9 protein-coding genes are annotated in these 26,949 nt (G+C 60.9%); 4 read left to right on the forward strand and 5 right to left on the reverse strand.

What is annotated here, in order from left to right:
* Positions 1 to 229 precede the first annotated feature (229 nt).
* Genes OX462_RS15785 through OX462_RS15795 form a run of 3 tightly spaced genes read right to left on the reverse strand, consistent with a single transcriptional unit; the run spans position 230 to position 1,940 of the window.
* The gene (locus OX462_RS15785; RefSeq protein WP_409026520.1) at positions 230 to 892 is read right to left on the reverse strand and encodes a DUF799 domain-containing protein; all 663 of its coding nucleotides are present in this window, start codon (positions 890 to 892) and stop codon (positions 230 to 232) included.
* Positions 889 to 1,248, reverse strand: coding sequence for a DUF4810 domain-containing protein (locus OX462_RS15790; protein WP_205602385.1), 360 nt, complete (start codon positions 1,246 to 1,248; stop codon positions 889 to 891). The genes OX462_RS15785 and OX462_RS15790 overlap by 4 nt, the downstream gene beginning before the upstream one ends.
* A 17-nt stretch (positions 1,249 to 1,265) precedes the next feature.
* Entirely contained in the window at positions 1,266 to 1,940 is a 675-nt protein-coding gene (locus OX462_RS15795) for a CsgG/HfaB family protein (protein ID WP_070313143.1), read from the reverse strand.
* A gap of 307 nt (positions 1,941 to 2,247) precedes the next feature.
* Here OX462_RS15795 and OX462_RS15800 point away from each other — a divergent pair, with 307 nt between their 5' ends.
* The 4 genes from OX462_RS15800 (at position 2,248) to OX462_RS15815 (ending at position 5,699) form a co-directional block, all read left to right on the forward strand.
* Entirely contained in the window at positions 2,248 to 3,447 is a 1,200-nt protein-coding gene (locus tag OX462_RS15800) for a YbfB/YjiJ family MFS transporter (RefSeq protein ID WP_409026521.1), read from the forward strand.
* 39 nt (positions 3,448 to 3,486) lie between these two features.
* Entirely contained in the window at positions 3,487 to 4,020 is a 534-nt protein-coding gene (locus tag OX462_RS15805; RefSeq protein WP_409026522.1) for an ankyrin repeat domain-containing protein, read from the forward strand.
* Positions 4,021 to 4,256: 236 nt separating this feature from the next.
* Positions 4,257 to 5,419, forward strand: a protein-coding gene (locus OX462_RS15810) for an IS3 family transposase (protein ID WP_409026523.1) whose coding sequence is annotated in 2 segments (ribosomal slippage) — positions 4,257 to 4,512 and positions 4,512 to 5,419 — 1,164 coding nt in all. Because the reading frame shifts where the segments join, the coding sequence is not laid out codon by codon here.
* A gap of 139 nt (positions 5,420 to 5,558) precedes the next feature.
* Positions 5,559 to 5,699, forward strand: a complete 141-nt coding sequence (locus OX462_RS15815) for a helix-turn-helix domain-containing protein (protein WP_409026524.1) — start codon at positions 5,559 to 5,561, stop codon at positions 5,697 to 5,699.
* Positions 5,700 to 5,965: 266 nt separating this feature from the next.
* Here OX462_RS15815 and OX462_RS15820 read toward each other — a convergent pair whose 3' ends face one another.
* The gene (locus tag OX462_RS15820; RefSeq protein ID WP_409026525.1) at positions 5,966 to 6,382 is read right to left on the reverse strand and encodes a hypothetical protein; all 417 of its coding nucleotides are present in this window, start codon (positions 6,380 to 6,382) and stop codon (positions 5,966 to 5,968) included.
* A gap of 11 nt (positions 6,383 to 6,393) precedes the next feature.
* Positions 6,394 to 26,922: a two-partner secretion domain-containing protein gene (locus OX462_RS15825; RefSeq protein ID WP_409026526.1), complete on the reverse strand. Its 20,529-nt coding sequence runs from the start codon at positions 26,920 to 26,922 to the stop codon at positions 6,394 to 6,396.
* Positions 26,923 to 26,949 lie beyond the last annotated feature (27 nt).

Consider the following 26,949-nt stretch of genomic DNA (forward strand, 5'->3'; position numbering starts at 1 on the left):
CCGCTATCTTAACGTGGCTGGGGAAAGTGGGCTTGCGCCAGTCGAAGTCTCACAGGCTCCGCGGACTGCGGGCTGCGTCATGTCCGGGTGCGCATCGCGCAGGCCGGGATGTGATGTGATGATCGTGGACGAACGGTTCGGCGCTGCCAGGCATGCCTTTCGACACGGGCCTGGCAGGCCTGCGACAGGCCCTGGCGGATGCAGGCCCTGTGCGGGTGCGGCAGGACGCTTACTGCGCCAGGTAGCGTTCCGAACGCGGGCCGTACAGCAAGCCGTTCGGCACGCCGGCCGACAGCAGGCGCGCATTCGCCGTGCCGGCGATAGGATGGCTGGCATCGGTGCTGGTGTTGATGATCTGCTTGACCGCCGCCGTCACCAGGGCGCCGATCAGGCCGCCGCCACCGCTGTTGTTGCCTTCGTTGCTCGATGCGCTGGCAGCGCCCTGCCACAGCAAGGCGCCCGTCTTCAGGTCGACCAGCTTGGCATCGACCGCCACCACCGTCACGCTGTCGATCACGGCGTACGTCGTGCCGTATTTGGAAATCGTCACGTACAGGCCCGCATCGGCGCCAAAGATCTCGTTGAGCTTCTTGGCATCGACGCCGTGGATATCGGCCGCGTTCGTCAAGCCGTTCTGCTTGAAGGTTTCACCGACCACGGCCACCGGCAGCACGTAGTAGCCCGCTTCGGCCAGCGGATAGGTCACTTGCGCGTAGACGCTGTTGCCGGCATTGACTTCCGGCGAGTTGTTCAATGGTGGCAAGACCACGATCGAGCTGGGCTTGGCCGCCTTGAAGGCGGTGTAATCGTATGCCGCCTGCTTGGTGGCGCAACCGACCATGAAGATGGCGGGACCCAGGCACAGGGCCATTTTCAACATGCGCGACATCATAATTTCTCGCCTTTTTTCAATTTACCCAACAGGAAGTCCATGTACGGCGTCGATTCCGGGAACAGTTTTTTCTCGTCTTCGAACTGCGCGGCGACCTGCTCCGGCTTGCCGGCGATCGAGTACAGCATGCCCAGGTGGGCATGGAAGCCCGGCGGCGCATGATTACCCTTCGCAGCGATCACTTGCAGGTCTTTTTCCATGGCGGCCATCTGCTGCTCCGGGCTTTCGCCCTTCAGGTATTCGTACACTTGCGGCTGGTAGCCTTCCCATTGGTACAGGGTCTTCGATTGCGTGGCGCAACCGGTCAGGGCGGCACAGGCGAGCATGGCCAGCAGGGCTGCGCCCTTGTTCATCATTGTTGTCATGGGTTACCTTATTGTTTGCGCAATGCGCCCGCTTCGACGCCGGCCACCAAGCGCTCGACCGCTTCGCGCATGGCCAGGTCCAGGACTTTGCCGTTGAGGGTGGCGTCATAGCTGGCGGTGCCGCCAAAACCCAGCACTTCGCGGTTCGACAGGCTGTATTCGCCGGCGCCGCCGGCCGAGTACACGACTTCCGAGGTGGCAATATTGACGACGTTCAAGGTGACTTTGGCATATGCCACTTGTGTCTTGCCGCGGCCCATGATGCCGAACAATTGCTTGTCGCCCACTTCCTTGCGGCCGAATTCGGTCACGTCGCCCGTGACGACAAAGTCCGCGCCCTTGATGTTCTGGCCCTGCTTCTTGAAGTCAGCTTCCTGCTTGAGCTCGGCCATATTGTCGCGGTCGAGGACGTTGAAGCGGTTGGATGTTTGCAGGTGTGCAATCAGAATCGTCTTCGACTGGCTGCCCAGACGATCGACACCATCGGAAAAGATGCCGCGCATGAAGTTGGAGCGGTTGTCGAACTTGCCGACAGCGATCAGCGTGCGTGGACCGACGTAAGGTCGGGCCGCACTGGCGACTGTGGGAACAGCCAGGGCTTGCGACGATTCGGAAGCGCAGCCAGCCAACGCCGCACCAATCAGCGCTGCCATCAACAACGCGCCAGGTTTATTCTTGTTCATAGTGCCCTTAAGATATGGAGGATCAGGAGCAACCCGCAAAATTGAATTTTGGCAAGTTAATTTCCTAATTGCAATTATATGAGATTGCATGTCTCACAATTCTCTCCAAAAGTAACGATGACAGAATTTGCATTGTTGACTGCCATGACAGGCGCGGCCCTGCTTGACTTCCAGGCTCCTGTTCATTAACTTGGCAGTAAAAAAGCGTGTCGTCAGCGCCACAGCCGCTGTCCCGCACAGACCTTGCCCGCCGATTGCCCCCGCCCGGCGCCCACTCCACGCTCTCACATAAACGGGTATTGAGGCCATGCCAACACACGATCCTTCCCCGTCCCATCCGCTGGCCACGGCGCTGGCGCTGTCGCTGGGCGCCGCCGTCGCCCTGGGCCTGTCGCGCTTTTCCTATGGCTTGCTGCTGCCGCCCATGCGTGACGATCTGGGCTGGTCCTACCTGCTGGCCGGGGCCATGAACACCTTCAATGCGCTCGGCTATTTTCTCGGCGCCCTGGCCACGCCGGCGCTGATGCGCCGCCTGGGCGTGTGGCGCCTGCTGATCGCAGGGTCCCTGCTGGCCAGCGTCTTCATGCTGATGTCGGGCCTGGTCAGCGATACGACCGCCCTGTTTCTGCAGCGCGTGTGCGCGGGCGTGGCCAGCGCCTTCATTTTCATCGCCGGCGGCGTGCTGGCGGCGCGGCTCGGTTCCATGCACAGCCAGCGCGCCGGCTTCTACATCGGTTTGTACTACGGCGGCACGGGCTTCGGCATCGCGCTGTCGGCCCTGCTGGTGCCGGCGGCATTGGCCGCCGCACAGGACCACGGCGCCGCGCATGCCTGGCAATGGCCGTGGCTGGCCCTGGGACTCGCCTGCCTGGCCGCCACCGCCCTCATGGCCCTGCCGGCCAAAACGATCGGCGAAACGCCGCGCGCCGTCGACACGCCGCGGCGTTTCGCCTGGCGCGACTTTTCTCCCAGCCTGGCTGGCTATTTCATGTTCGGCGTCGGCTACATCGGCTACATGACCTTCGTCATCGCCCTGCTCAAGCAGCAAGGCATGCGTGCCAACTTGATCACCGTGTTCTATACGGTATTGGGGCTGGCGGTGGTGGCCTCGTCGCGCATCTGGGCGCGCATGCTCGACCGCTACAAGGGCGGCGAATCGCTGGCGATATTAAATGGCGTGCTGGGCGTGGTCACCATCCTGCCCGCGCTGACGAGCTTTGTGCCCGTCGTCTTCCTCTCCGGCCTGGTCTTCGGCGCCGTGTTCCTGTCGGTGGTGGCGTCGACCACGGCCCTCGTGCGGCACAACCTGCCGCAACAATCCTGGACGGCCGGCATCAGCGCCTACACGACCGTGTTCGCGCTGGGCCAGATCGCCGGCCCCATCGTGGTCGGCTGGATCGCCGACGGCCCGGCCGGACTGGAGCGGGGCTTGATCGCCTCGGCCATCGCCCTCTTCATCGGTGCAGCGCTGGCTGCGCGGCAAAAGGCGCTGGCGGCGGGCGCATAGTAGACTGCAAGCCTGGCCCAACCTCACAGAAAGCACACGATGACCGCCGATGCACGAAAACTCCCGGCAGCGATGGATGCCGAAACCCTGGCATTCATCCAGAGCCTGTTCGCCCTGGTGCGCGAAGGCGATACGCAGCAACTGGGCCCCATGCTTGCCCAGGGCGTGCCGGTCAACTTCCGCAACGAAAAAGGCGACAGCCTGATCATGCTGGCCAGCTACCATGGCCACCTGGAAACGTCGCGCCTGCTGCTAGCAGCTGGCGCCGACGCCAACGTCCCCAACGACCAGGGCCAGACGCCGCTGGCCGGCGTGGCCTACAAGGGCTATCTGGAGATCGCCGCACTGCTGCTCCAGCACGGCGCAAGCGTGGAAGGCGCCAGCCCTGACGGCAAGACCCCGTTGATGATGGCCGCCATGTTCAACCGCCTGGCCATCCTCGACCTGCTGCTGCGGCACGGCGCCCGCATCGATGCCGTGGACAGCCGCGGCATGAGCGCCGTTAAGCTGGCCAAGAGCATGAATGCGCAGGAGACGCTAGGCCGGCTGGTCGGCTTGGGACAGACGGCTTAGCCGATGCAAATCTCGCCAACAGTTTTGCGACTGGCCTCAAGCTACAAGCTATACCACACGCCTCAAGGCTAAGATCGTGCACAACTGGCCGACTCGCCCCTGGCGTTCCGGCTTGTTGAAACGGTCGAGGCTACTTGCCATTCTGGCTGATTAATTCAGGCCATATGCGAACTGTAGTGGTTTAATGTACCCGGACACTGATTTAGGCGAGAATGCTCGCCACAGAGAGGTGTTTGATGAGCAAGCAAAGACGTACGTTTCCCCCTGAGTTCAAACAGCAGGCGGCATGCCTGGTACTGGATCAAGGATACAGCCATACGGAGGCAAGCCGGTCGGTGGGCATCGGCGAATCAGTGCTGCGCCGCTGGGTGCAGCAGCTTCAGTTGGAGCGGCAGGGCATCACGCCACAGAGTAAGGCAATGTCGCCTGATCAGCAGCGAATACAGGAACTCGAAGCACGCATTGAGCGTCTCGAGCGGGAGAAGTCCATTTTAAAAAAGGCTACCGCGCTCTTGATGTCGGAAGGGATAGAACGTACGAGGTAATCGATCAGATTTGTGGTGACGAATCAATCGAGTTGATCTGCGCGGTGTTCGACGTAGCGCGGTCATGCCTGTATGCATATCGGGAGCGCGCCCGCCACATTGATGTTGAGCGCATGGCATTGCGTAGCCGCGTGCACGAGCTGTTCGTCGAGAGTCGCAGTTCGGCGGGAAGCCGCAGCATCATGGGCATGATGCGCGAGGAAGGCACAGCAATTGGCCGCTTCAAAGTCAGTCGTTTGATGGAAGAGTTGGGGCTGATCTGCAAGCAGCCTGGCAGCCATGCCTATAAGCAGGCTACGGTGGAGCGGGTCGATATTCCGAACCACCTCAATCGTGAATTCACAGTCGAGGCGCCAAATCAGGTCTGGTGCGGGGACATCACCTATGTCTGGGCGCAAGGCCGATGGTATTACTTGGCAGTGGTGTTGGATTTGTTCGCTCGCCGAGCGGTGGGCTGGGCATTCTCGCTACGACCCGACGCCGACCTTGTTGTGCAAGCGCTGGAAATGGCTTACGAGCAGCGAGGTCGACCACAGGGGCTGCTGTTGCATTCGGATCAAGGTAGCCAGTACGCCAGTCGAAAATTCCGTCAGCGCTTATGGCGTTATCGGATACGACAGAGCATGAGCCGGCGGGGAAATTGCTGGGATAACTCCCCGATGGAACGGCTGTTCCGCAGCGTCAAAACGGAATGGCTGCCGTCAACTGGTTACATGACGGCACAGGAAGCACAACGGGACATTAGCCATTACCTGATGCACCGGTATAACTGGATACGGCCACATCAGTTCAACCAGGGACTGCCACCGGCCGTCGCCGAAGAAAAACTTAACGTAGTGTCCGGGATGGGTTGACCACTACACAACGCATTCATTTCAGCACAGCAGCAATCGAAGCGCTCCGATGAATTTAAGGATACGCCGATCTTCAAAGCCACGCTGTCCCCTGTCACTCGCGTAATATCACGCCCGCTATAGCGATAGGGACGAGGCAATGGCACGCGCCTATCTCTCAACCGCTTTTACCATGTCCCACATCGCCGCTGCTTTTCACATATCGAGCAGGACAGTCAGTCGAGCCGTATCGGCATTTAATAAAGCGCAACTTGCTGCAGATCGAGACGGCCAAGGTTGAGCTCGTGTACGAATGGCGGACCTGACCCTGGCTCCTACTTAGCTAACGACAACAATCAACCTCACAAACATATGGCCCGACCACTTTCTACGGCCTATACCATGTTCCACACTGCCGCCGCTTTTCACGTATCGAGCAAAACAGTTAGTCGAGCTGTCTCGGCATTTACTAAAGCACAACTTGCCGCAGATCGAGACGGCCAAGGCTGAGATCGTGTACAAATGCCGGACATGACCCCGCCCCAATATTGATTTTGTCTACACCCTCTAAGTAACCGCTCCATCCGCTTTTCCTTCAATGTCCCGCAACTTATAAATTTCATCATAAGGCAGCGAATGAAATTCAATGATTGATGGCTCTTCCCCTGCAACCTTCAAGACATCTGCAAGCCGCGCAAACGATTCGTGAGGGCCATAAAGATCAATATCTGATACCGGCACCTCACGATTGACTAACTGACCGCTGAACAATCGCTGAGCAGATCGTAGTTCCAATTCTAGCCAACAATCCTTAATCTTCGCAAAAAGATCAGTTATATCACCTCGGATTGATTCCAAGTCGATGCTAATTCTCCCCCAGTCAGGATTGCCAATTATACGATCTGTTCCAGAGTCGTCTTCTGAAAAAATTCCGCCACAATTTCCACATATATTTTCACCCTGCGGGATTGTTGCCCCGCACATCTCGCAATGCCTCATTCTGGCCCCATATGGTAAGTTCGCATGTTTTTATAAATAGTACTCAGGTAATCATAGGTCTTAGTTCCGCCCCCGATCTGAGGGTCGTAGAAATATGCCCTCCCATCTGGCAAGACTTGACCATACATAATATGGCCACGTCCATTTTCAATAGAAGTACCAAACACACTATAATGCCCGACTGGGGCGTCCGGCGCCAGCATTGGGGTCTTAAATCCAACAGTGCCCGTAGCACGTTCCACGTATGCAAGTGACTGAGCTTCGGACAAGTTCATGTTCGCACCGGTGTTTCCCCACTTCGCCTCAACCTGCTGAGCAGTCATTAAATTATCAATAGCTCGACCTTCAATCTTATTGGATATATTGGCAGTAACACACGCCGTACAGTTATCCATACGGCCGCCCGGGTTAATCAAATTGGGTCGCCCCAATCCATTTGCCGCGCCAATAATCTCTGCACTATTTGTCTCACCTACTATTTTCGATACCCCCGGCAAGTTCTTCCCGGCTTGAAGTTCTTTAGCCGCCAAATTAGCTGCCTTAAGTTGCTCCTCTGTGGGCCCGTTTGCCAAAGGCCGCAACGATGTCGGAATTTCCGCAGTTGTTGGCGTGCTTTTTTGGGTACCAGCTACAACACTCTGCCCGCCCGTCGAACTAAGCTTACTTAGTGCAATCGCTTGATCAACTGACCTATTCGCAACCTTTAATGCAGTTGCTGCAGAGCCAACCCCCAACGCCATTTCAACAAGGCTAGCCGCTTGCGAGGACATTCCAAGCCCCTGCAAACCTTGGTTCATGAAGGTATTTTCCGACTTGCCAGAAATAAGCTGTTTCGACCCCGCATAGGCCGCGTCGAGACTTACTGTACCCACGAACAAATTGGCCACACAGCCTACACCAGTCACACAGGATGCTGGGGCCGTAACGACGCTTCCTGCGACGCCGATCCCGCCCAGCACCATCTGCCCTGCACCAAAGGTACGCGTACTAATCTGATAGGTATTATTAATCTGTTTTACAGCATCGGAATTTTTATTGCTAAAGAATCCATCAGTCGTATACTGAAATTGCCCGGTCTGTTTCGCCAACAATTGACGCTCACTACTGAGCGACGGACTGTCACCGATGTCGGCCAGCTGCTTAAGTTTTTTATAGATATCACTATCTACAGGATATTCCGCATAGCATTTTACCGCCGCACAAGCTGCCGCAGTCAACCTTGCTTCTTTTGCAGCATCATTACCAGCCAACTGCTTGATCCGTGCCTTCTCATTATCGTGCAGTTGCCTGTTGTAGACATCAACCGTTGTAGCCGTAATGCTACCTTGGGCCATACCTGACAGCAGATTGTTCCCGCCTTGTCCTGACGCACCGGAGGCAGCAACTCCCCCAAGTGCGCCGCCAATACTTGCCAACGTTTGCTGATAGGTATTGATGAACTCTTTACGTTCCTCCCCCTTCAAATCCTGCTTATTCGCTTCCGCTTCGCCGAGACTGTGACCCAGTTGTTGGCCCCAGTTCCCCCCGACAACTCCACCAACGCCACTCAATGCGCCGCCTGCCCCGTTCGAGAGTCCACCGATAAGCCCTTGCGCGGCGGCATGCAAAGCAATGCGGTTAAAGCCGTTGTCCCCCCATGATTCAGCTGTGTCTTTAGCTTGTTTTGCCAATGCATCGTAGTAACTGGCCTTCTCCGCATCGCCACTATTCCGTGCGGCCTTAGCGCTTTCCTCATACATTGAACTCGCCACGTCGGCAGCGTCCTGTTTGGATTTTCCTATGTTTCCTACGACTCCGGCCGCCAACGGTGCCGCCGCCTTGACGAACTCCTTGCTCACCTCCATCGTCGCCTGCAGCGCTGCCTTGTCAAAGTTGTTGCCAATCTTCCCACTGGAATCTACCCCAGTCGTCACATCGCGGTTCACACCCGCAATAGCTTCATCCGCCCCCTTGCCCATCGCCGCGCGCTGAGCCGCATCGTCGGTGATGACGATTGTGCCGCCGCTGATGCCGCTGCGGGTCGTGCTGGTGGAGTTTTCGCTAAGGGAAACGATAGCTGGCAGGCCCACTGTCGTAGCATCTTTTTTGCCAGCGACATCCGTCAGGTTCTCATTTCGTGTTCCCGTGCCAGCAAAGGACATGCCACCCGACACCCCCACGCTGCTGCCCTTCGATATCGCATGATTGGCGATATCGCTATGCGTCAAAGTCGACGTAATCAGGCTGCTGTCCAGCTTGCCTGCCTCCGTGGCGCTGATGACGGCGCCTTTCAAGTCCGTGTTGCCGCCCACCTTGATCTGGAAGCCGCCATTGCCCGCCTTGATGCCGCTTTGCTCCTGCACGCTGGCGTAGTCGTTGTGCATCTTGCTCTGGCTATAGCTGCCGCTGACGCTGGCGCCAAAGCCCACGGTACCGCTGGCGGACATGCTCTGGCTCTTGCTGTCGAACTTGGCCAGGTCTTGCAAGCTTTCCAGGTTCAAATTACCCTTGATGTCGGCAATGACCTGGTTGGCACTAGCTACTGCACCCTTGATGTTGGTGTCGCCACCGCTGCTGATGATCAGCTTGTCGCCCGCATTTACATGCGTATTGAGCTGCGTCGTGCCATCGCCATCCTCGTGTCCCTTGCTGCCGCTGACGCTGGCAGTGAAACCGGCCGACATGCCCTGTGTGCTCACAATGGCCTTCACGCCTACCGAAGCGCTGATACTCGAACTCTTGCTGTGCTGGCTTTCCGTATCCTGCGCCGCCAGCAAGTTGACATTGTTATCGGCATGCAGCCGGATATCGTTCTTCGCGTTCAGGTCGCTGCCCAGGATGGTGATATTGCTATCCTTGCCGCCGCCCAAGGCCGTGATGTTGATATTGTTACCCGTCAGCACGCTGCCGCTATGCGTGGTGCTCGCCGTCGTTTGCGTCTGTATACTCTCCGAATGGCCCGCCGTCAGGCTGATGCTGATACTTGGCCCGCCTTCCTTCATCATGTCCTTGGCCGCACCATTCGCCGCCATCGCCGTGGTCGCCGCCGCCATGGCTGTGACGCGGCCATCCTTGGCCGTGCTGGCCGCGGAACTCATGGTTTGCAGCGTCTGGATGGCGCTGATCACGCTGCCGCCCAGGGCCAGGGTCAAGCCATCCTGCGTCGTCTTGACTTCGAACTTGCCCTTCTCATTATCCTGCCCCGGCTTGATGGTAACGCTCTTGCCGATGATGTCGAGATCGGTGGCGGCAAGAATATCGCTGCCGCCTATCGCCACGTTATTGCCGGCAACCATCGTCACCGCACCTCCCGTGGCGCCGATCGAGCTGCGCGCCTCGCCGCTTTGCAAGGTGGCGTCCCGCTCCTGGTCCACGGTCGTGGTCTTGGTGCCATAGCTGAAGCCGATGCCGCCGCTGCTCATGAAGCCGCTTTTCTTGGTGCTGGAATGATGCAGCTCGTACACGGTATTGGTGGCCGCGTCGATCGTGATGTTATTACCCGCGAGTAATCGCGTCGCCTCGTCGCTCAAGATACTCGAACCGGTGACTTGCAGATCGTGACCCGCCTGCACTGTCACGCTGCTGCCGCCCAGCGAAGTGCCGATCGCCGTGGTCGTGTCGACCACGTCGTGCTTGGTCGTCGTGGTCTTGTTCCAGAAGCCCTTCTTCGTCGATTTGCTGGCGATATCGCTCACTTCGTTCTGGAAACCATTGACCAGGCTGATGTCATTGCCCGCCACCAGACCCAGCGCCCCGCCCCCCTGCACGTCCGCCGCGCGCGCCAGCAGGTCATGGCCCGCCTGCAAATTGACATTGCCGGCGCCCATGATCTGGCTGCCCACTTCGCCTGTCTTGCTTTCTTTGCGGTAATTGTCCGCGTTGCGCACTTCGTCGTGGGTCGAGGCGACGGTGACGGTATTGAGAGTCAGGTTATTGCCTGCGACCAAGCTAGTCTGGCCATTCACGCCGGCATTGGCGATGACGCCACCGGTCAGCGTCAAATCACGCCCAGCCTGGGCGATCAGCGTATTGCCTTCACCCGTGCCAGTCACATACAGGCCCGCCACCTTGTCGACGACGGTACTGGTTTCGCTATTGCCCATCCCTTTCTTGCTGGCATTGCTGACAGTGGTCGTGACGATGTTGATGTCTCGTCCGGCGCTTGCGATAAGCTTGTCTGTCGCGATCACCTGGCCGCCAGCATTATTGATATCATTGCCGGCCAGCATGACAACCTGCTTGCCACCCAGCTCGCTGCCTTGGGTAGCACTCTTGGTCGAGCTACTGCCATACCAGCTTTGACGCGTTTCTGTATCCCGTGCAGTAGAAATGTCGATATTGCGTTCCGCAGATAGCTGCAACGTTTCCGCTGCCTGGACATTTGCCGCTTTCAGCTGGATATCGTCACCAGCACTCAGGCGAATATCGCCGGCAGATGAAATAGTACTGGCGGTTTCTTTGCTGGACGTGTCGGTCATATGCCGCTGCCCAGGACCCGCCAACGTGAACTCACTACCGCTGCTCACCGTCGTGACGGCAATATCACGGCCGGCTGCGATGCCAATGCCGCCACCGGCATCCGTATTCACGACGGAAGCGCCCGCGATAGTCACGTCGCGCCCGGCAGATAACAGCAAATTGCCGCTGCCAGCCGATCCATTGCCAGTGACATAGAGGCCTGCAAGGTTATCCAGGCTGGTGCGACTGATGCTGTTTTTGCCATCGCTGCCGCTGGACGCCAGCGTGGACGTCTTCACGTTGATATCCCGGCCCGCACTGACTTGCAGCTCGCTATTGGCGGAAATGGTGCCGCTGATGTTGTTCAGGTCATTCCTGGCATGGGCGGAAATGGCGTCGCCAGTAATGCGCCCGCCCAGGTTGTCGATATTTTCCGCATTCAGCTTGACGATCGTGCGTCCGGCAATCGTACCGCTATTGGTCAAATCGCCTTCGAGATTCAGATTGACCTCCTTGCCGGCCAATAATCCGCCCTGGCCATCAATGTCGCCCTCACGCACGCGCACATACACTTGCGGCGCCAGCACTTTTTGCGTGCTGCCGTCGGCCAGCACGACGTCCTGCTCAACGAGCCAGACAATATCGCTGGTTAGCCCCGCCATTTGCTCCGCTGTCAACGCAATACCTGGACGAAGATCCCATTGTTTGGAAAACGCAATGCCTTGATCCATCAAGGCCTTGTACTGCTGTTCGTCGTTGCTGTAATCGCCGACGAAACGCTGTCCCGTCAGCTCTGCGACTTGTTCGCGCACCAGGCGTTGCTCATAGAATCCATCGCCGAGGCGCTTTTGCGTCACGGATGGATCGCTTTTTACCTGGTTGAGCAGATAGTCGGAACCCGTCCATTCGCGATAGCTGGCAAAGCGGGTATCCGTTTCCACCAGATAGCGGGACGATGGCGCGGAGCTCACTTTATACAAGCTGGCATTCGGAATCTGCAGCGATGAACCAGTGGTTCGCACCACTTGCGCACGAGTGGAAGGATTCCCCAGTTTCACTTGGGTAATGCCATTCATGCGCACCTGTCCCGCGCCGCTGACAGCGCCTGCGTTTGCAGCACTGCCTGTCGAGGCAGCGATTGCCACGTCTTGCAGCGGGTTCAATCCGGTTGCGGCGCTTGCTTGTACGCCGTTGACACCCGCCAGCGCAGCCGACGCCAGCGTTGCGATCTCGCCTGCCCGGCCAAGCGCGCCGGCATCGGCAATACCGCCCGGCCCGCCCTTGCCCTGCACTTGATCTGCCGCAATGCCAGCCCCGGCGACGGGAACGAGGCCCGTATGCAAGCTGGCATGGCTGCCGGCAATGCCACTCAAATGGGCAGAATTCACCGTCCCGACCTCTCCAGCCTTGCCAAGGACGCCACCATGAGCCGCGCCGCCGGGTCCATTGCCACCCGACACGGCCGTGACCGATCCTACAGACGAGCGAGACAGCAAGGCCGCATCAACGCCTGCGCTAGGCTGGCCAGCACCGCTGGCCGCATCAACGTGAGCGCCGGACACTGTGTCAACGGCAACAGTACGGGCCGCATCACCGGTACGTGCGCTGCCAGTCATACCTTTACTATCGGATACCAACGCTGCGCTTTGTCCTGCAACAGGACCTGCCGCTATAGTCGACGCATGATTCAATTCAGAGCCAGTATCGGCGGCGACACCTTTTGCACCATTCAGCTGGCTGGCTAGAGCGATACCAACGACCGCATCGGGGGCTGAATTGCCAGCGCGGTCAGTCTTCTGAATAGTGCTCCCCCCATTGACGTGAGCAATTTCCTTGCCGCTCACATTGCTAGAGCTACCCACACCGACCGAGCCCAAAACAACAGTTGATGTATTGAAACTCGCAGAGGTATTTCCTATTTGCTCGGCCCCAGTGCGGACTCCAGTTGCTGCCACATTGGCAGGCCGGGTACCCTGCCCCCCCGGCGCCGTAAATTGCTCATTGCGGGCAGTATCTATATTGGCCGATGGAAAACTCTCAGTTGTATCAATTGGCATAAAACCATAGTGAGTCCACGGCACCCCAGGTCGATATTGTTCAAGTCTGAAAAAGAAAGTGGTACCCTTCTCACGAACAATCTTATCGCCCCGCGTCGTTTTGTTATGCAAAATTGCACGATTCATATCCAATTCGCCACCAGCAATAATATGACTGTTGTCATTTAATACATAATTTGAATTTATTTTTAATTTGTTGCTGGCGATAATTCGTCCTGGATCCGAGCTAACTACCGCACTTTCATAAGTAGTTCGAGTAAATTGCCGATGGTAGAAATCTGCTGATTTCGCACCGTCTGGGGTCTCCATAGTCGATAGCTCGTCGGGTTGGTGCACACTCATAACAATTTTTAACCCTTGAGTGCCTTCGCGATACGTATTTGGGGAACCATGTATCTGATACTCGGATATTGTTTCTGTCGTTTCCCGTCCAGCATTGAATACCAGATGGTTATTGATCACGTTCACTTGGCCTGCCGCCAGATCAACACTCCCCAACGCCTCGATCGTCGCACTGGCATTCGTCACCGAGCCAGCCCAGCCCGTGGCAATGCGATTGCCGTCCAGGTAGCCGCCGATGGCCATGTCGCCGCCGCTGAAGATCAGGCCGTGTTCGCGGTTATTGAGTGTCGTTACGCCGATATCGAGCCGCTCGCGCGCCGCGATGGTGGCCGCCACGCCGCCTTCCACGTCATTGTTGACGGTACCGCCACCGATGCTCACATGGTCGCCATAGATGCGGCCCGTGCCCACGTTGTTCAGCGTGCCGACGTTCAGTTGCGTGCTGATGCCGTCGATCACGCCGCGGTTGTTCAATACGCCGCCGACGTTGACGCGCGTGGTGCCTGCGTTGATGTCGCCCGTGCTCGTATTGTCGAAATTGGCCGCGCCCAGGGTCAGCATGCTGAGCGCCTGGATCTTGCCGGCATTGGCCAGCTGCCCACCGATGGTGATATCCGCATTGCCGTTGGCCATGATCTCGGCGCCCGCGTTCAGCGTAAAGTTGCCGGCCAAGTCCAGCGCCAGATCCTTCTGTGACAGCACCTTACCGTCGCCGCTCAGGCTGCCTGCACGGATATCGGTGCGCTGGCCGCCGATGATGGTGCCGCCCGAGTTGGTCACGGCCAGTCCACGGCCAGGACCGGTATCGTGCAGCGTCAGCGCGCCACCGGCGCTGAGCATGCCCAAGGTATTGTTGACGCTGCCCGCGCTGTTGATCGCCAGGTTGCCATCGGCGCGCACCGCGCCCTGTACATTGCTGACATTGGCGCTGTTCAAAGTCACATGCACGCCTTCGATGCCCTGGTTGGCGCCCAGGGTGCTGGCATTGTCGATTGCGCCGCCCGTCAGCGTGACGGCGGCGCCGGAGCGGATCAAGCCTTGCTGATTATTCACACTGCCGCCACCGGCGTTCAAGCCGATATTGCCCAGCACCTGGATTTGCCCGCCCTGGTTCTGCAAGCCGCTCAGGGCCAGGTCCAGCGCCGACTTGCCGACGACCTGGCCGCCACGGTTGTCCAGCTGGCCCACGCTGCCCGTGATGTTGCCGACCGCGCCCAGGTAGCCGCCCGCATTGTTCCAGCTGCCCGTTTGCAGGCTGAGGCCGGCGCCGCTGCTGATGCCGCCAGCACTGCCGGGATGGCCCACGGCATACGCGCCCGCATTGGTGTTGAGTAAAGCGTTGCCGTGCGTATCGATGCTCATGGCGCCGCCCGACTGCAGCAAGCCGCCATCGTTGTTCAGGATGCCCGTCTGCAAGTTGACGGTTCCCGTGCCCGCCAGGGTGCCCTGCGTGTTGTTGAAGAGCTGGCCACGCGTGTCGAGCGTGACGTTCGCGCCCGCAATGGTCCCCTGCACGTTCGACAGGCCGCCGTTGCGCAAGATGATGTCGCCACCCGCTTGCAGGGTGCCGCCATTGTTGATGGTCGCGCCTGTAGAGATCACCTGCAACTGGCCTTGCACCGAGGCCAGCTTGCCGCCGGCGCTGTTGTCGACGCTGGCCGCGTTCACGCTCATGTTGCCCGTGGCGGCCAGCAAGCCGCCCGCATTGTTGAATGCCTGCGCCACGTTGGCCGTCAGCTGCCCGCCCGCCGTGGCGCTGCCGCCCTGGTTCAGCAGATTTCCTGCACCCAGCACGACATTGCCGCCACCGGCAATGGCGCCGCCACGGCTATTGTCCAGCACGTTGTTTGCCGTCACCGTCAGGTTGGCGGTAGCGGCCGCCTGCAGCTTGCCGCCCTGGTTGTTGAGGCTCGGTGCAACAATCGTCGTGTTGCCATTGCTGGCGATCGTGCCGCCGTGATTGTCCAGACTGGTCGTCAGTTGAATACTGGTATCGCCTTTGCCCAGCTGCGTCAGGTTGCCGCCGGCATTGTCCAGAGTGCTACCCGTCACGCTCACTTGCTGCGCGATGGTGCTGGCGTTGCGGTGGTCGATGACATTGGCTGTGACGACCAGCGCGCCATTGCCCGTGATCTGTCCGCGCTGGTCGTTCAGCTGGTTCGCTTGCAGGTTCAAGGTGCCGCTGCCAGCATGTTCGATCTTGCCATCCGTGTTCGTCAACGTGCCTGCCTTCAGGCTCAGGTTGGCGCTGTTGACGGCGATACGGCCACCAGTGTTGTCCAGCACGCCAACCGGCACCGTCAGTTCGATGGCGGTATTGCCCGTGCCTGTTTGCACGATGCTGCCTTGCTGGTTGTTCAGGTTGGCCACGCCAACAGCCAGCTGGCCGGCGCTGATATCGCCGCGCTGATTGTTCCAGCCAGCCTGTCCAGATGTAATCGTCAAGGCACCCGGCGTGGTGACCACGGCGCCGCTGGTGCTGACGTCGCCTGTTGTCGCCGTCAGGCTGATATTGCCGGCGCTGCTGCGGCTGCCGCCGAGGTCGACGCTGCCGCCGCTCAGGACGGCATTGCCTGCCGCCAATACCTGGCCATGGGCGCCCAGCGCCTGCTGCGCCGTCACGTGTAAGTTGCCGCTCGTCTGCAGGCTGCCATCGGCTTTCACGCCCGCGCCGATCAGGCTGGCCGCGCCGCTGTTGACGCTATTAGCACTGATCATATTGTTGCCCTGGGCCAGGATCACGCCGGTATTCTCCAGCGCGCCCGTAACGGTCAGCACCTGTTCTGCGCCGGCAAACAGGCTGCCGCTGTTGCGCACGCTGCCCGCCGTGGTCGTCAGATTGCCGCTGGCAACGATGCTGCCCTGTGCATTGAGCAGCTCGTCCATCGTCAATTGCGCATTGCCGCCCGCCGCTTGCAGCTGGCCCAGAGTGTTGTCCACCTTGCCGCCAGCCACGGTCAGGTCGCGCCCGGCAATGATCACGCCGCTGGTATTGTCCAGCTTGCCCGTCGCCGCCACATTGACGTCCTGCGCGGACGCAATACGGCCGTGATCGTTCAGCAACTCGCCCGTTTCCACGCGCACATTGCCATTCGCTTCGATCTTGCCGCCGCTATTGTCCAGGCGCGTGCTGGCCAGCACTGTTGCCGCACTCGTGCCCAGCTGCGTGATCTGTCCCTGGCGATTGTCGAGGATGCCGGCAGAGACGCTCACCTGCTGCGCCAGCAGGCTGGCGTTGCGGTGATCGATGTAATTGGCCGCCACGCCCAATGCACCATTTCCCGTGAGCTGGCCACGCTGGCCGTACAGATTCGTGGCGCGGATGTCCAGCATACCCTTGCCCGCATGTTCGATCTTGCCATCCACATTCGTCAGGTCGCCCACCTGCAGGCGCAGATTGGCGCTGTTGACGGCGATGCGCCCGCCCGTATTGTCCAGCTTGCCCGTTTCGATGACCGTATCGCCAGCACCCGTCTGTATCAAGGTCCCCTTGGTATTGTCCAGGTTGGCAACGCGCAAGGCCAGCTGCCCGGCGCTCAGACTGCCGCCCTGGTTCACCAGTGCCTGCCCGTTGGTAGCATTCGCCGTGATGGCCAGCAAGCCATTGGTCGACACGACCGCCTTACTGGTCGTCACATTGCCCGCCAAGGCCGTCAAGCCGATGTTGGCAGCGCTGCTCTGGCTGCCGCCCACGTCAACCGATGCGCCCGTCAGTTGCAACTGGCCCGCCGCCATGCTCTGGCCAGCGGCCTGCAAGGCGCCACGGGCCGTCACCGTCAGGTCACCGGCCGAGGCAAAGCTGCCATCGGCGCGCATGCCTGCCGCCAGCAATCCATTACCGCTCAGACTACCCGCCGTGATCGTCGTATTGCCCAGGGCGGCGAGGCTACCTGTATTGCTCAGCAAGCCGCCGATGTCCAAGGTCTGGTTGCGCCCCGCATACAGCACGCCCGCATTGAGCACATCGCCGCTGACTTTGGCCGTGATATCCGTGCCCGCGCTGAGCGTGCCCTGCGCATTGCGCAAACTGGCCGCATCCAGGCTCAAGGCACCTGTCCCCGCCTGCAACAAGCCGCGCGTATTGTCGATGGCACCGCCCAGGTGCAGATCAGTCGCCGCCGCGATCACGCCGTCGGTATTGACGAGTGCGCCAGTGCTGACGATGTCGGCAGACGTTGCCGAGGTGATCTTGCCCTTGCTGTTGTCCAGGCTACCGGTCTGCACTGACAACACGCCGTTGCCGGCGATTTCCCCACTCGTATTATCGAGCTGCCCCGTGACAGCGACCGTCATGCCGCCCGCGCCCGTCTGCAACAAATGGCCGCCTCGGTTGCTCAGGCTGTCGGCCTGCACGCTCAGGGCGCGTCCCGTGGTGGTCGCGTTGGCATGGTCAAGCATGCCGGCCTGGAGATCGACGGCGCCATTGCCGATGATGCTGCCGCCGGCGCCCTGCAAGGTGGCCGCCGTGATGGCCAGGGTACCGCTGCCGGCATGCTCGATCTTGCCGCCCGCGTTCGTCAAGCTGGCCGCGCCCAGAGTCAGATTGGCGCTATTGACGGCGATGCGCCCGGCGCTGTTGTCCAGTTTGCTTGTCTGGATGACGGTATCGCCCGTGCCCGTCTGGATCACGGTGCCTTTGGTGTTATCCAGGTTACCCAGGTGCAGATCGAGTTGGCCGGCACTGAGTTGCCCTTCCGTATTGCGCAAGGTATCTTGCGCATGGATCGTCAAGGCGCCCGGCGTGCTGACCACGGCTTGATGTGTGCTGACGTCGCCCGCCGTTGCCGTCAACGCAATGCCGGTCGCGCTGGTCTGGCTGCCAGACAAGTCTACGCTGGCGCCCGTCAGGGCCGCCTTGCCCGCCGCCAGATTTTGACCATGCGCGGCCAGCGTTTGCGCGGCATGGATCGTCAGGTCGCCAGCCGCGCCCAGCTTGCCATCGGCCTGCATGCCCGCGCCGATCAGGCTGCTTGCGCTGCTGTCGAGGCTGTTGGCTGTCAGGCTGGTGTTGCCCTGTGCCGCGATGACGCCCGTGTTCACGATGGCGCCGCTGGCGTTCAGGGTTTGATTGCCGGCCGCGTACAGGCTGCCGCTGTTGCTCAAGGTGTCGAGCGTAGCGTTCAGGTTGCCGCCGGCAAACACGCTGCCTGTCGCGTTTTTCATATTACCAACAGTCAAGGTCGCATTGCCGGCCACTGCTTGCAATTGGCCCTTGGCATTATTGACATCCCCGCCGGAAAGCTCAAGATGACGGCCTGCCGCCACGGTTCCTTCGGTATTGTCCAGGCTGCCGACGTTCAATGTGGCATCCTGTGCAGCCACGATGCGGCCCGTTTTGTTCAATAAGGTTGTGGCTTTCACCAGCGCATCGCCATTGCCCTCTATCTTGCCGTCCGTATTGTCGAGCTGGCCCGTGGCCGCGACCGTCATCAAGCCCGTGCCCGTCTGTGCCAGGCTGCCGCTGCGGTTATCCAGCGTACCGGCATTGACGGTCAGCTGATTGGCCACCGTCGTCGCATTGCGATGATCCAGTGTGGTTGCCGTGATATCAAGCTTGCCATTGCCCGTGATCTTGCCGTGCTGGTTGTTGAACTGGCCCGCGTGGATGGCCAGAATGCCGGCACCTGCGTGCTCCAGCTTGCCATTGATGTTCGTCAACACCGTCGCGTTGAGGGCCAGGTTGGCGCTATTCACGGCGATGCGGCCACTCGTGTTGTCCAGCTTGCCCGTGGTGATGACGGTGTCGCCCGTGCCAGTCTGCACAATCTCGCCGCTGGCGTTGTCCAGGTTGGCGACGTTCAGTTGCAACTGGCCCGCCACGAGCTGGCCCTGGCTGTTCACCAGTGACTGGCCATTGTTCACGTTGGCGGTAATGGACAGCAGATTGCTGGCGGAAATCACCGCCTTGTTCGTCACTACATCGCCAGTATTTGCCGTGATGACGATGTTTTCCGCGCCCGTCTGGCTGCCCGACAGGTCCACATTGGCGCCCGTCAGCATCGCACTGCCCGCCGCCAGGTTCTGTCCGCTCGCCTGCAAGACGCCATCGGCTTTGATGGTCAGATCACCTGCCGTCCCCAGGCTACCGTCCGCTTTGATGCCTGCACCCAGCAGGCCGCTGCTGGTCACTTTGCCAGCGGAAATCGTCGTGTTATTCACGGAGGCAATGGAGCCGCTGTTGTTCAGCAAGCCACCCACCGTCAGTTGCTGATTGCGGCCTGCATACAGCAAGCCGGCATTGTTCAGGTCACCGCTCACTTTCGCCGTCAGGTCCGTGCCGGCGCTGACCGTGCCCTGCTGGTTCAGCAAGGTCGCCGCATCCAGACGTAAATTGTCTGCTTGCAACACGCCGCGCGTGTTGTCGATATTCACGCCGCCAACGTGCAAGTCGGCAGTCGCGGCAATGACGCCGTCCGTATTGTTCAGTACACCCTTGCTGACGATCTCCGCCGAGGCGGCGGACGTGATACGGCCCTTGCTGTTGTCCAGCACGCCCGCCTGCAGATTCAATGTCCCCGTGCCGGCATGCTCGATCTTGCCTTCCTTGTTGATGGCACTGACAGCATCGATATTCAAGTTTGTGCTGTTGACGGCGATGCGGCCAGCCGTATTGTTCAGATTACCGGTAACGATGGTCGTGTCGCCCGTACCCGTCTGCAACACCGTACCCTTGGCGTTGTCCAGATTGCCCACATGCAGGTCGAGCTGGCCTGCCTGCACCGTGCCTTCCGTGTTGTGCAGGGTGGCACTGGTCGTGATGTTGAGCGCGCCAGGCGTCGTTACCACCGCCTTGATCGTGCTGACATCGCCCTGTGTTGCCGTCAGGTCGATATTGGCGGCGCTGGTCTGGCTACCGCCGATATCGAGCGTGGCACCGGTCAGGTTGGCATTGCCTGCGGCCAGTGTCTGGCCGTGTGCAGCAAGATCCTGAGTGGTGCTGATTGTCAGATTGCCCGACGTGCCCAACTTGCCATCGGCCTGGATACCCGCACCGATCAAGCTGCTTGCGCTGCTGTCGAGGGTTTTTGCCGTGATGCTGGTATTGCCCTGCGCCGCGATCACGCCTGTATTGACGATGGCGCCGCTGGCGTTCAGGGTCTGGTTGCCGGCCGCATACAGGCTGCCCGTATTGCTCAAGGTATCGAGCGTGGTGGTCAGATTGCCGGCGGCAAACACGCTGCCGGCTGTGTTGTTGAGTTTGCCGACGTTCAGAATGGCGTTGCCCGCCACGGCTTGCAATTGCCCCTTGGTGTTGTCGATGTCGCCACCTGTCAATGCCAAGTTACGGCCTGCCGCCACGGTGCCTTCCGTATTGTCCAGGCTGCCCACGTTCAATGTGGCATCCTGCGTCGCCACGATGCGGCCCGTGCTGTTCAGCAATACCTGTGCTTTGACCAGCGCATCACCGTTACCCTCGATCTTGCCGCCCGTGTTGTCGATCTGGCCCGTGGCCGTTACCGTCATCAAGCCCGTGCCCGTCTGCGCCAGGCTGCCGGCACGGTTATCTAGGCTGCCGGCGTTGACCGTCAGCTGATTTGCCACGGTCGTGGCGTTGCGATGATCCAGGGTGGTCGCCGTGATATCGAGCTTGCCATTGCCCGTGATCTTGCCCGATTGATTCAGGAACTGGCCCGCGTTGATGGCCAGGATGCCGGCGCCTGCGTGCTCCAGCTTGCCATTGATGTTCGTCAACACCGTCGCGTTCAGGGCCAGGTTAGCGCTATTCACGGCGATGCGGCCACTCGTGTTGTCCAGTTTGCCTGTGGTAATGACGGTGTCGCCGGTGCCCGTCTGTACGATGTCGCCGCTGGCGTTGTTCAGATTGGCGACGTTCATCTGCAACTGACCGGCCACCAGCTGGCCCTGGTTGTTGGTCAGCGACTGGGCGTTATTCGCATTGGCTGTGATGGCCAGTACATTGCTGGCTGAAATAACTGCCTTGTTCGCCAGCACGTCGCCGCCGCGCGCGGTGATGGTGATGTTCGCTGCACCCGTCTGACTACCCGACAGGTCCACGTTGGCGCCCGCCAGCGCGGCACTGCCCGCCGCCAGATTCTGCCCGCTCGCCTGCAAGACGCCATCGGCATTGATGGTCAATTCGCCCGCCGTGCCCAGGCTGCCATCGGCTTTGATGCCCGCGCCCAGCAGGCCGCTGCTGGTCACTTTGCCAGAAGAAATACTGGTATTGCCAACGGAGGCGATGGAACCGCTGTTGTTCAGCAAACCGCCGACCGTCAGTTGCTGGTTGCGGCCTGCATACAGTAGGCCGGCATTGTTCAGATCACCGCTCACTTTTGCCGTCAGGTCCGTGCCGGCGCTGACCGTGCCCTGCTGGTTCAGCAAGGCAGCGGCATCCAGACGTAAATTGTCCGCCTGCAACACGCCACGCGTGTTGTCGAGAGTAACGCCGCCGACGTGCAAGTCGACGGCTGCAGCCATCACGCCATCCGTATTGTTCAGCGCCGCCTTGCTGACGATCTCCGCCGAGGCGGCCGACGTGATGCGGCCCTTACTGTTGTCCAGCATGCCAGCTTGCAGATTCAAGATCCCCGTTCCCGCATGCTCGATCTTGCCTTCTTTGTTGGTGACGCTGACGGCATCGATGTTCAGGCTCTTGCTGTTGACGGCAATGCGTCCTGCTGTGTTGTCCAGATTGCCGGTGACGATACTCGTGTCGCCCGTGCCCGTCTGCAAGACAGTGCCCTTAGCGTTGTCCAGGTTGCCCACGTACAGGTCGAGATGCCCCGCTTGTAAAGTACCTTCCGCATTATGCAAAGTGACATTGGTCGTGATGTTCAACGTACCTGGCGTCGTAACGACGGCCTTGCTGGTGCTGACCTCGCCCAATGTCGCCGTCATGTCGATGTTGGTGGCGCTGGTCTGGCTCCCGCTGATATCGAGCGTGGCGCCGGTCAGGTTGGCATTGCCCGCCGCCATGGTCTGGCCGTGTGCATTCAGCGCTTGCGCGGTGCTCACCGTCAAGTCGCCAACCGTGCCCAAGCTGCCATCGGCCTTGATGCCCGCACCAATCAGACTGCTTGCACGGCTGTCGAGGCGATTGGCTGTCAGGCTAGTGTTGCCCTGCGCCGCGATGACGCCTGTATTCACGATGGCGCCGCTGGCGGTCAGGGTTTGATTGCCGGCCGCATACAGACTGCCTGTGTTGCTCAAGGCGTCGAGCGTGGTGCTCAGATTGGCGCCGGCAAACACGCTGCCGGCCGTATTGTTCAAGTTCGCCACGTTCATGGTGGCGTTGCCCGCCACGGCTTGCAGCTGGCCCTTGGTATTGTCGATGTCGCCACCAGTCAATGCCAGGTTGCGCCCTGCCGCCACGGTTCCTTCCGTATTGTCCAGGCTGCCCACGTTCAATACGGCATCCTGCGCCGCAACGAGGCGGCCCGCGTTGTTCAACAATGTGCCAGCTTTCACCAGCGCATCGCCATTGCCCTCGATCTTGCCACCCGTGTTGTCCAGCGAGCCAGCAGCATTGAGGCTCATCAAACCCGTGCCCGTTTGCGCCAGGCTGCCGCGGCGGTTGTCCAGCGTACCGGCATTGACGCTCAGCTGATTCGCCACCGTCGTCGCATTGCGGTGGTCGAAAGCCGCCGCCGTGATGTCAAGCTTGCCATTGCCCGTGATCTTGCCGTATTGATTGTCGAACTGGCCCGCATTGAGAGCGAGGATACCGGCACCTGCGTGCTCCAGCTTGCCATTGACGTTCGTCAACACCGTCGCGTTCAGCGCCAAGTTCGCGCTGTTGACGGCGATGCGGCCGGTCGAGTTGTCCAGCTTGCCGGTGGTGATGATCGTATCGCCCGTGCCCGTTTGCACGATGTCGCCGCTGGCGTTGTTCAGATTGGCCACGTTCAGTTGCAACTGACCGGCCACCAGCTGGCCCTGGGTATTGACCAGCAACTGGGCGTTGTTCGCGTTGGCCGTGATGGCCAGCAGATTGCTGGCCGAGACGACGGCGTTATTCGTCAGCACGTCACCACCGCGCGCAGTGATGCCGATATCCGCTGCACCCGTCTGGCTGCCCGACAGATCAATGGCCTCGCCCGTCAGCACGGCATTTCCCGCCGCCAGGTTCTGGCCGCTCGCCTGCAAGATACCATCGGCATTGATGGTCAGATCGCCCGCCGTGCCCAGGCTGCCGTCCGCCTTGACGCCGGCGCCCAGCAAGCCGCTGCTGGTCACTTTGCCAGCAGATACATTGGTATTACCAACGGAGGAGATGGAACCGCTGTTGTTCAACACGTCGCCCACCGTCAGTTGCTGGTTGCGGCCCGCATACAGCAGGCCGGTATTGCCCAGGTCGCCGCTGATGCGCGCCGTCAGGTCCGTGCCAGCGCTCACCGTCCCCTGCTGGTTCAGCAAGGTCGCCGCATCCAGACGTAAATTGTCTGCTTGCAACACACCGCGCGTGTTATCAAACCCGATACCCGTCAACTGCAGCGCCTGCGTGGCGGCAATCACGCCGTCCGCATTGTTCAGCGCGCCTTTGCTGACGATATCCGCCGAGGCAGCCGAGGTGATGCGGCCCTTGCTGTTGTCCAGCACGCCCGCCTGCACTTGCAGGCTGCCATTGCCGGCGATGTTGCCGCGCGTATTGTCCAGCGTTTGCGCCACATCCACGCGCATCTGTCCTGGCCCCGTCTGCTGCAGGGTGCCGTCGCTGTTGTCCAGCTGGCTGGCTTGCACTGTTACTTGCTGCCCCGATGTGACGGCATGACGGTGATCGATCGTTTCCGCCTGGATATCAACTAGCCCATTGCCCGTCACCTTGCCCCGTTCGTCATCGAAACGGGCCGCCTCAATGTGCAAGCTGCCGGTGCCCGCGTGCTCGATGCTGCCGTCGCGGTTAGTCACCTTGTCGGCATGCAGCGTTAGGTTGGCGCTGTTGACGGCGATGCGCCCGCCCGTGTTATCCAGGGTGCTGCCTTGCAATGCCGTGTCGCCATTTCCCGTCTGGATGATGGTGCCGCTGCGGTTGTCGAGCGATCCCGTTTGGATATCCAACTGGCCGGCGCTCAGGGTGCCGCGCACGTTGGACAGGGCCTGGCCGCTGCCGGCCGCCGCCACGGACAACAGGCCGGTGGTCGTCACCAGTGCGTTATCGGTGACGACATTGCCGGCGCTGGCGCTCAACGCGATGGCCGCACCGCCCGTCTGGCTGCCGCTCAGGTCGATGGCGGCAGCGTGCAGGCTGGTCTTGCCGGCAGCCAGGTTTTGGCCATGCGCACTGATCGCTTGCGCAGCCGTCAGCTGCAGCTGGCCGCTGCCGGCCAGGCTGCCGTCGGCGCGGATGCCGGCGCCCAGCAGGCTGCCGGCCGTGCTGTCGATGCGGCTGGCGTCGATGCGGTTGTCACCCTGGGCGGCGATGACGCCGCTGTTGCTGACGGCGCCACTCACCTGCAGCGCTTGGCTGCCGGCCGCATACAGGTTGCCGCTGTTGACCACTTCGCTGGCCCGGGTGGCGAGGTTGCCACCGGTAAACACGCTGCCGGCCGTATTGTTCAGTTTTGCGACCGTCAGTGCCGCATCGCCGCCCACGGCCTGAATCTGGCCGCGCGTATTGTCGACGTCGCCACTGTCGAGGCGCAGTGTACCGCCCGCCGCCAGGGTCGCCTCCGTGTTGTCCAGCGCGCCTGTCGACAGCGCCAGATCCGTGCTTGAGACGATGCGGCCCTTCTGGTTTTGCACATTGCTTGCCTGCACAGTCAACGCGCCATTGCTCTCCAGCGCGCCGCCGCGGTTGTCCAGCGCACCGCGTACCTGCACGCCGGTCGCGCCCTGGCCGCTCTGCGCCAGGCTGCCACCCCGGTTGTCCAGGGTGCCGGCGTTGATGCTGAGCTGGCCCGCCACCGTGCGGGCATCGCGGTGGTCGATGTGTTCGCCGCTCAGCGCCATGGCGCCGTTGCTGAGGATGTTGCCGCGCTGCAAGTTGATCTGCGTTGCGCCGATTTCCAGCGCGCCTGTGCCCGCATGCTGGATCGTTCCGTCCTGGTTGCTCAGGCTGGCCGCTTGCAGGCGCAAGGCCTGGCTGTTCGTGGCGATGACGCCGCGCGTATTGTCCAGGCTACCCGGCAATTGAATCGCCAGGTCGCCGGCGCCCAGTTGCGTGATCTGGCCGCCCACGTTCGACAGGTCGTGCGCGTTCACGCCCAGTTGCTGTCCCGTCAGTTGCGCCGCATCGCTGCGCACGGTCCGCGCCGCGTCCAGCTGCAGGCGTTCGCGCGCACTGACCTGTGCCCGGCTGGCGTCGAGATCGCCGGCACTGGCGCCCAGGCTGACGTTTCCGCCCGACACTTGCGCCCCAGCAAGATCCAGCTGGCGTGCCGCCAGGCTACTGTCGCCGCCGGCCACGGCCGTGCCGTGCACGGCAACGGTATCGCCAGCAGAAACGCTCAGCTTGCCGCTGGCAGCCAAGGTATTGTCCAGATTCAAGCCTGCCGCCAGCACCGAGCCAGTTGAGGCATCGATGCGCGCCGCCGCCCCCGTGGCTTGCACCTTGGCATTGCCCTGGGCCGCGATCACGCCGCTGTTGGCAATATTGCCCTGCGCCTGCACCTGGCTGTCGCCGCCCGCATACACGGTGCCGCTGTTGGCCACGTCGCCCGTGACGGCGATGCTGGTCTGGCTGCCCGCGCCCGCGGACTGGATATTGCCGCTGTTGCTCAGCCAGCCATTCGATTGCAGCACCAGGTTGCCGGCCGTCGCCGCCATCACGCCCGCGTTGCGCACGCCCAAGCCCGCTTCCGTGCCGATCAGGGTAATCTTGCCCGCGTACATGCCGCCCAGCTGCGCCACGTCCAGCGCGAACGCCGGGGCCGGGCCCGCGCCAGACGCGGCGCCCGCCACGCCATGCGCCGCATCGATCTGGTTAGTTCCCGTCACCACTTTCAATTCCTGCGCCCAGATGCCGCCGTTGATCTGCGCGGCGCGCGCCAGGATGGCCGTGTAGTCGCTCAGCGACGTGTCCAGGCCCCGTCCGTTGATGCTGACCACGCCGCGCTGCACCATGTAGCCGTCCAGGTTGCCGCCATTGAGGATAGGCGTGCCCGTCGTCAACACCACCCGGCTGGCGTTAATAAAACCGCCGCCATCGACGGCCACGCCGGCCGGGTTGGCGATGACGACCTCGGCCCGTTGGCCCGCCACCTCGACATAGCCGCGCAACTGGCTCGGGTTGGCAGAATTGACTTCGTTGAGGATCACGCGCGCGCTGCCGCCCGCCAGCCACGGATTGCCCTGCACCCAGCCGCCCGTCTGCGTCTGCACGTTGCCGCGGCTGTTGTTGAGGATGGCGCCATTCGCCGTCACGTCGAACTGGCTGTAAGTGTTGCGCGACACGCCGGCCGCGCTCGGCGTCTGAATATTCACCTGCGTTACGCCATTGGCGCTTTGCACCACGGTCGGACGCTGGCGGCCCGGCGCGTTCGGATCGGCCACGATCTGCCCCATGGCCGGTCCCGCCACAAAGCTCACCATGCCCAACGCGCCAAATATCGCCAAGGCCAGCGGCCGCAACTTGCCATTGATCCCGCCACCGCCATCGCCCTCAAATACGCCGCTGTCCAGGCTGCCTTCCCCTTTGGCCGCCTTGCCTTGCGAGGAAGCGTTTTCAGCGACGACCATCAGTTGGCCACGGCGTTTATTGAAGATGATGCGGTACAGGTTCTTGTTCATGACATGTCCTAATGACAATCAATTAAT

The sequence above is a fragment of the Janthinobacterium aestuarii genome (assembly GCF_046113285.1).
In the GTDB taxonomy this organism is placed as follows: Bacteria; Pseudomonadota; Gammaproteobacteria; order Burkholderiales; family Burkholderiaceae_D; genus Janthinobacterium.

Excerpts from the sequence above, each read along its gene's own strand:
- OX462_RS15785 (WP_409026520.1), bottom strand. The coding sequence starts at position 892 with ATGATGTCGCGCATGTTGAAAATGGCCCTGTGCCTGGGTCCCGCCATC.
- OX462_RS15790 (WP_205602385.1), bottom strand. The coding sequence starts at position 1,248 with ATGATGAACAAGGGCGCAGCCCTGCTGGCCATGCTCGCCTGTGCCGCC.
- OX462_RS15795 (WP_070313143.1), bottom strand. The coding sequence starts at position 1,940 with ATGAACAAGAATAAACCTGGCGCGTTGTTGATGGCAGCGCTGATTGGT.
- OX462_RS15800 (WP_409026521.1), top strand. The coding sequence starts at position 2,248 with ATGCCAACACACGATCCTTCCCCGTCCCATCCGCTGGCCACGGCGCTG.
- OX462_RS15805 (WP_409026522.1), top strand. The coding sequence starts at position 3,487 with ATGACCGCCGATGCACGAAAACTCCCGGCAGCGATGGATGCCGAAACC.
- OX462_RS15815 (WP_409026524.1), top strand. The coding sequence starts at position 5,559 with ATGGCACGCGCCTATCTCTCAACCGCTTTTACCATGTCCCACATCGCC.
- OX462_RS15820 (WP_409026525.1), bottom strand. The coding sequence starts at position 6,382 with ATGTGCGGGGCAACAATCCCGCAGGGTGAAAATATATGTGGAAATTGT.
- OX462_RS15825 (WP_409026526.1), bottom strand. The coding sequence starts at position 26,922 with ATGAACAAGAACCTGTACCGCATCATCTTCAATAAACGCCGTGGCCAA.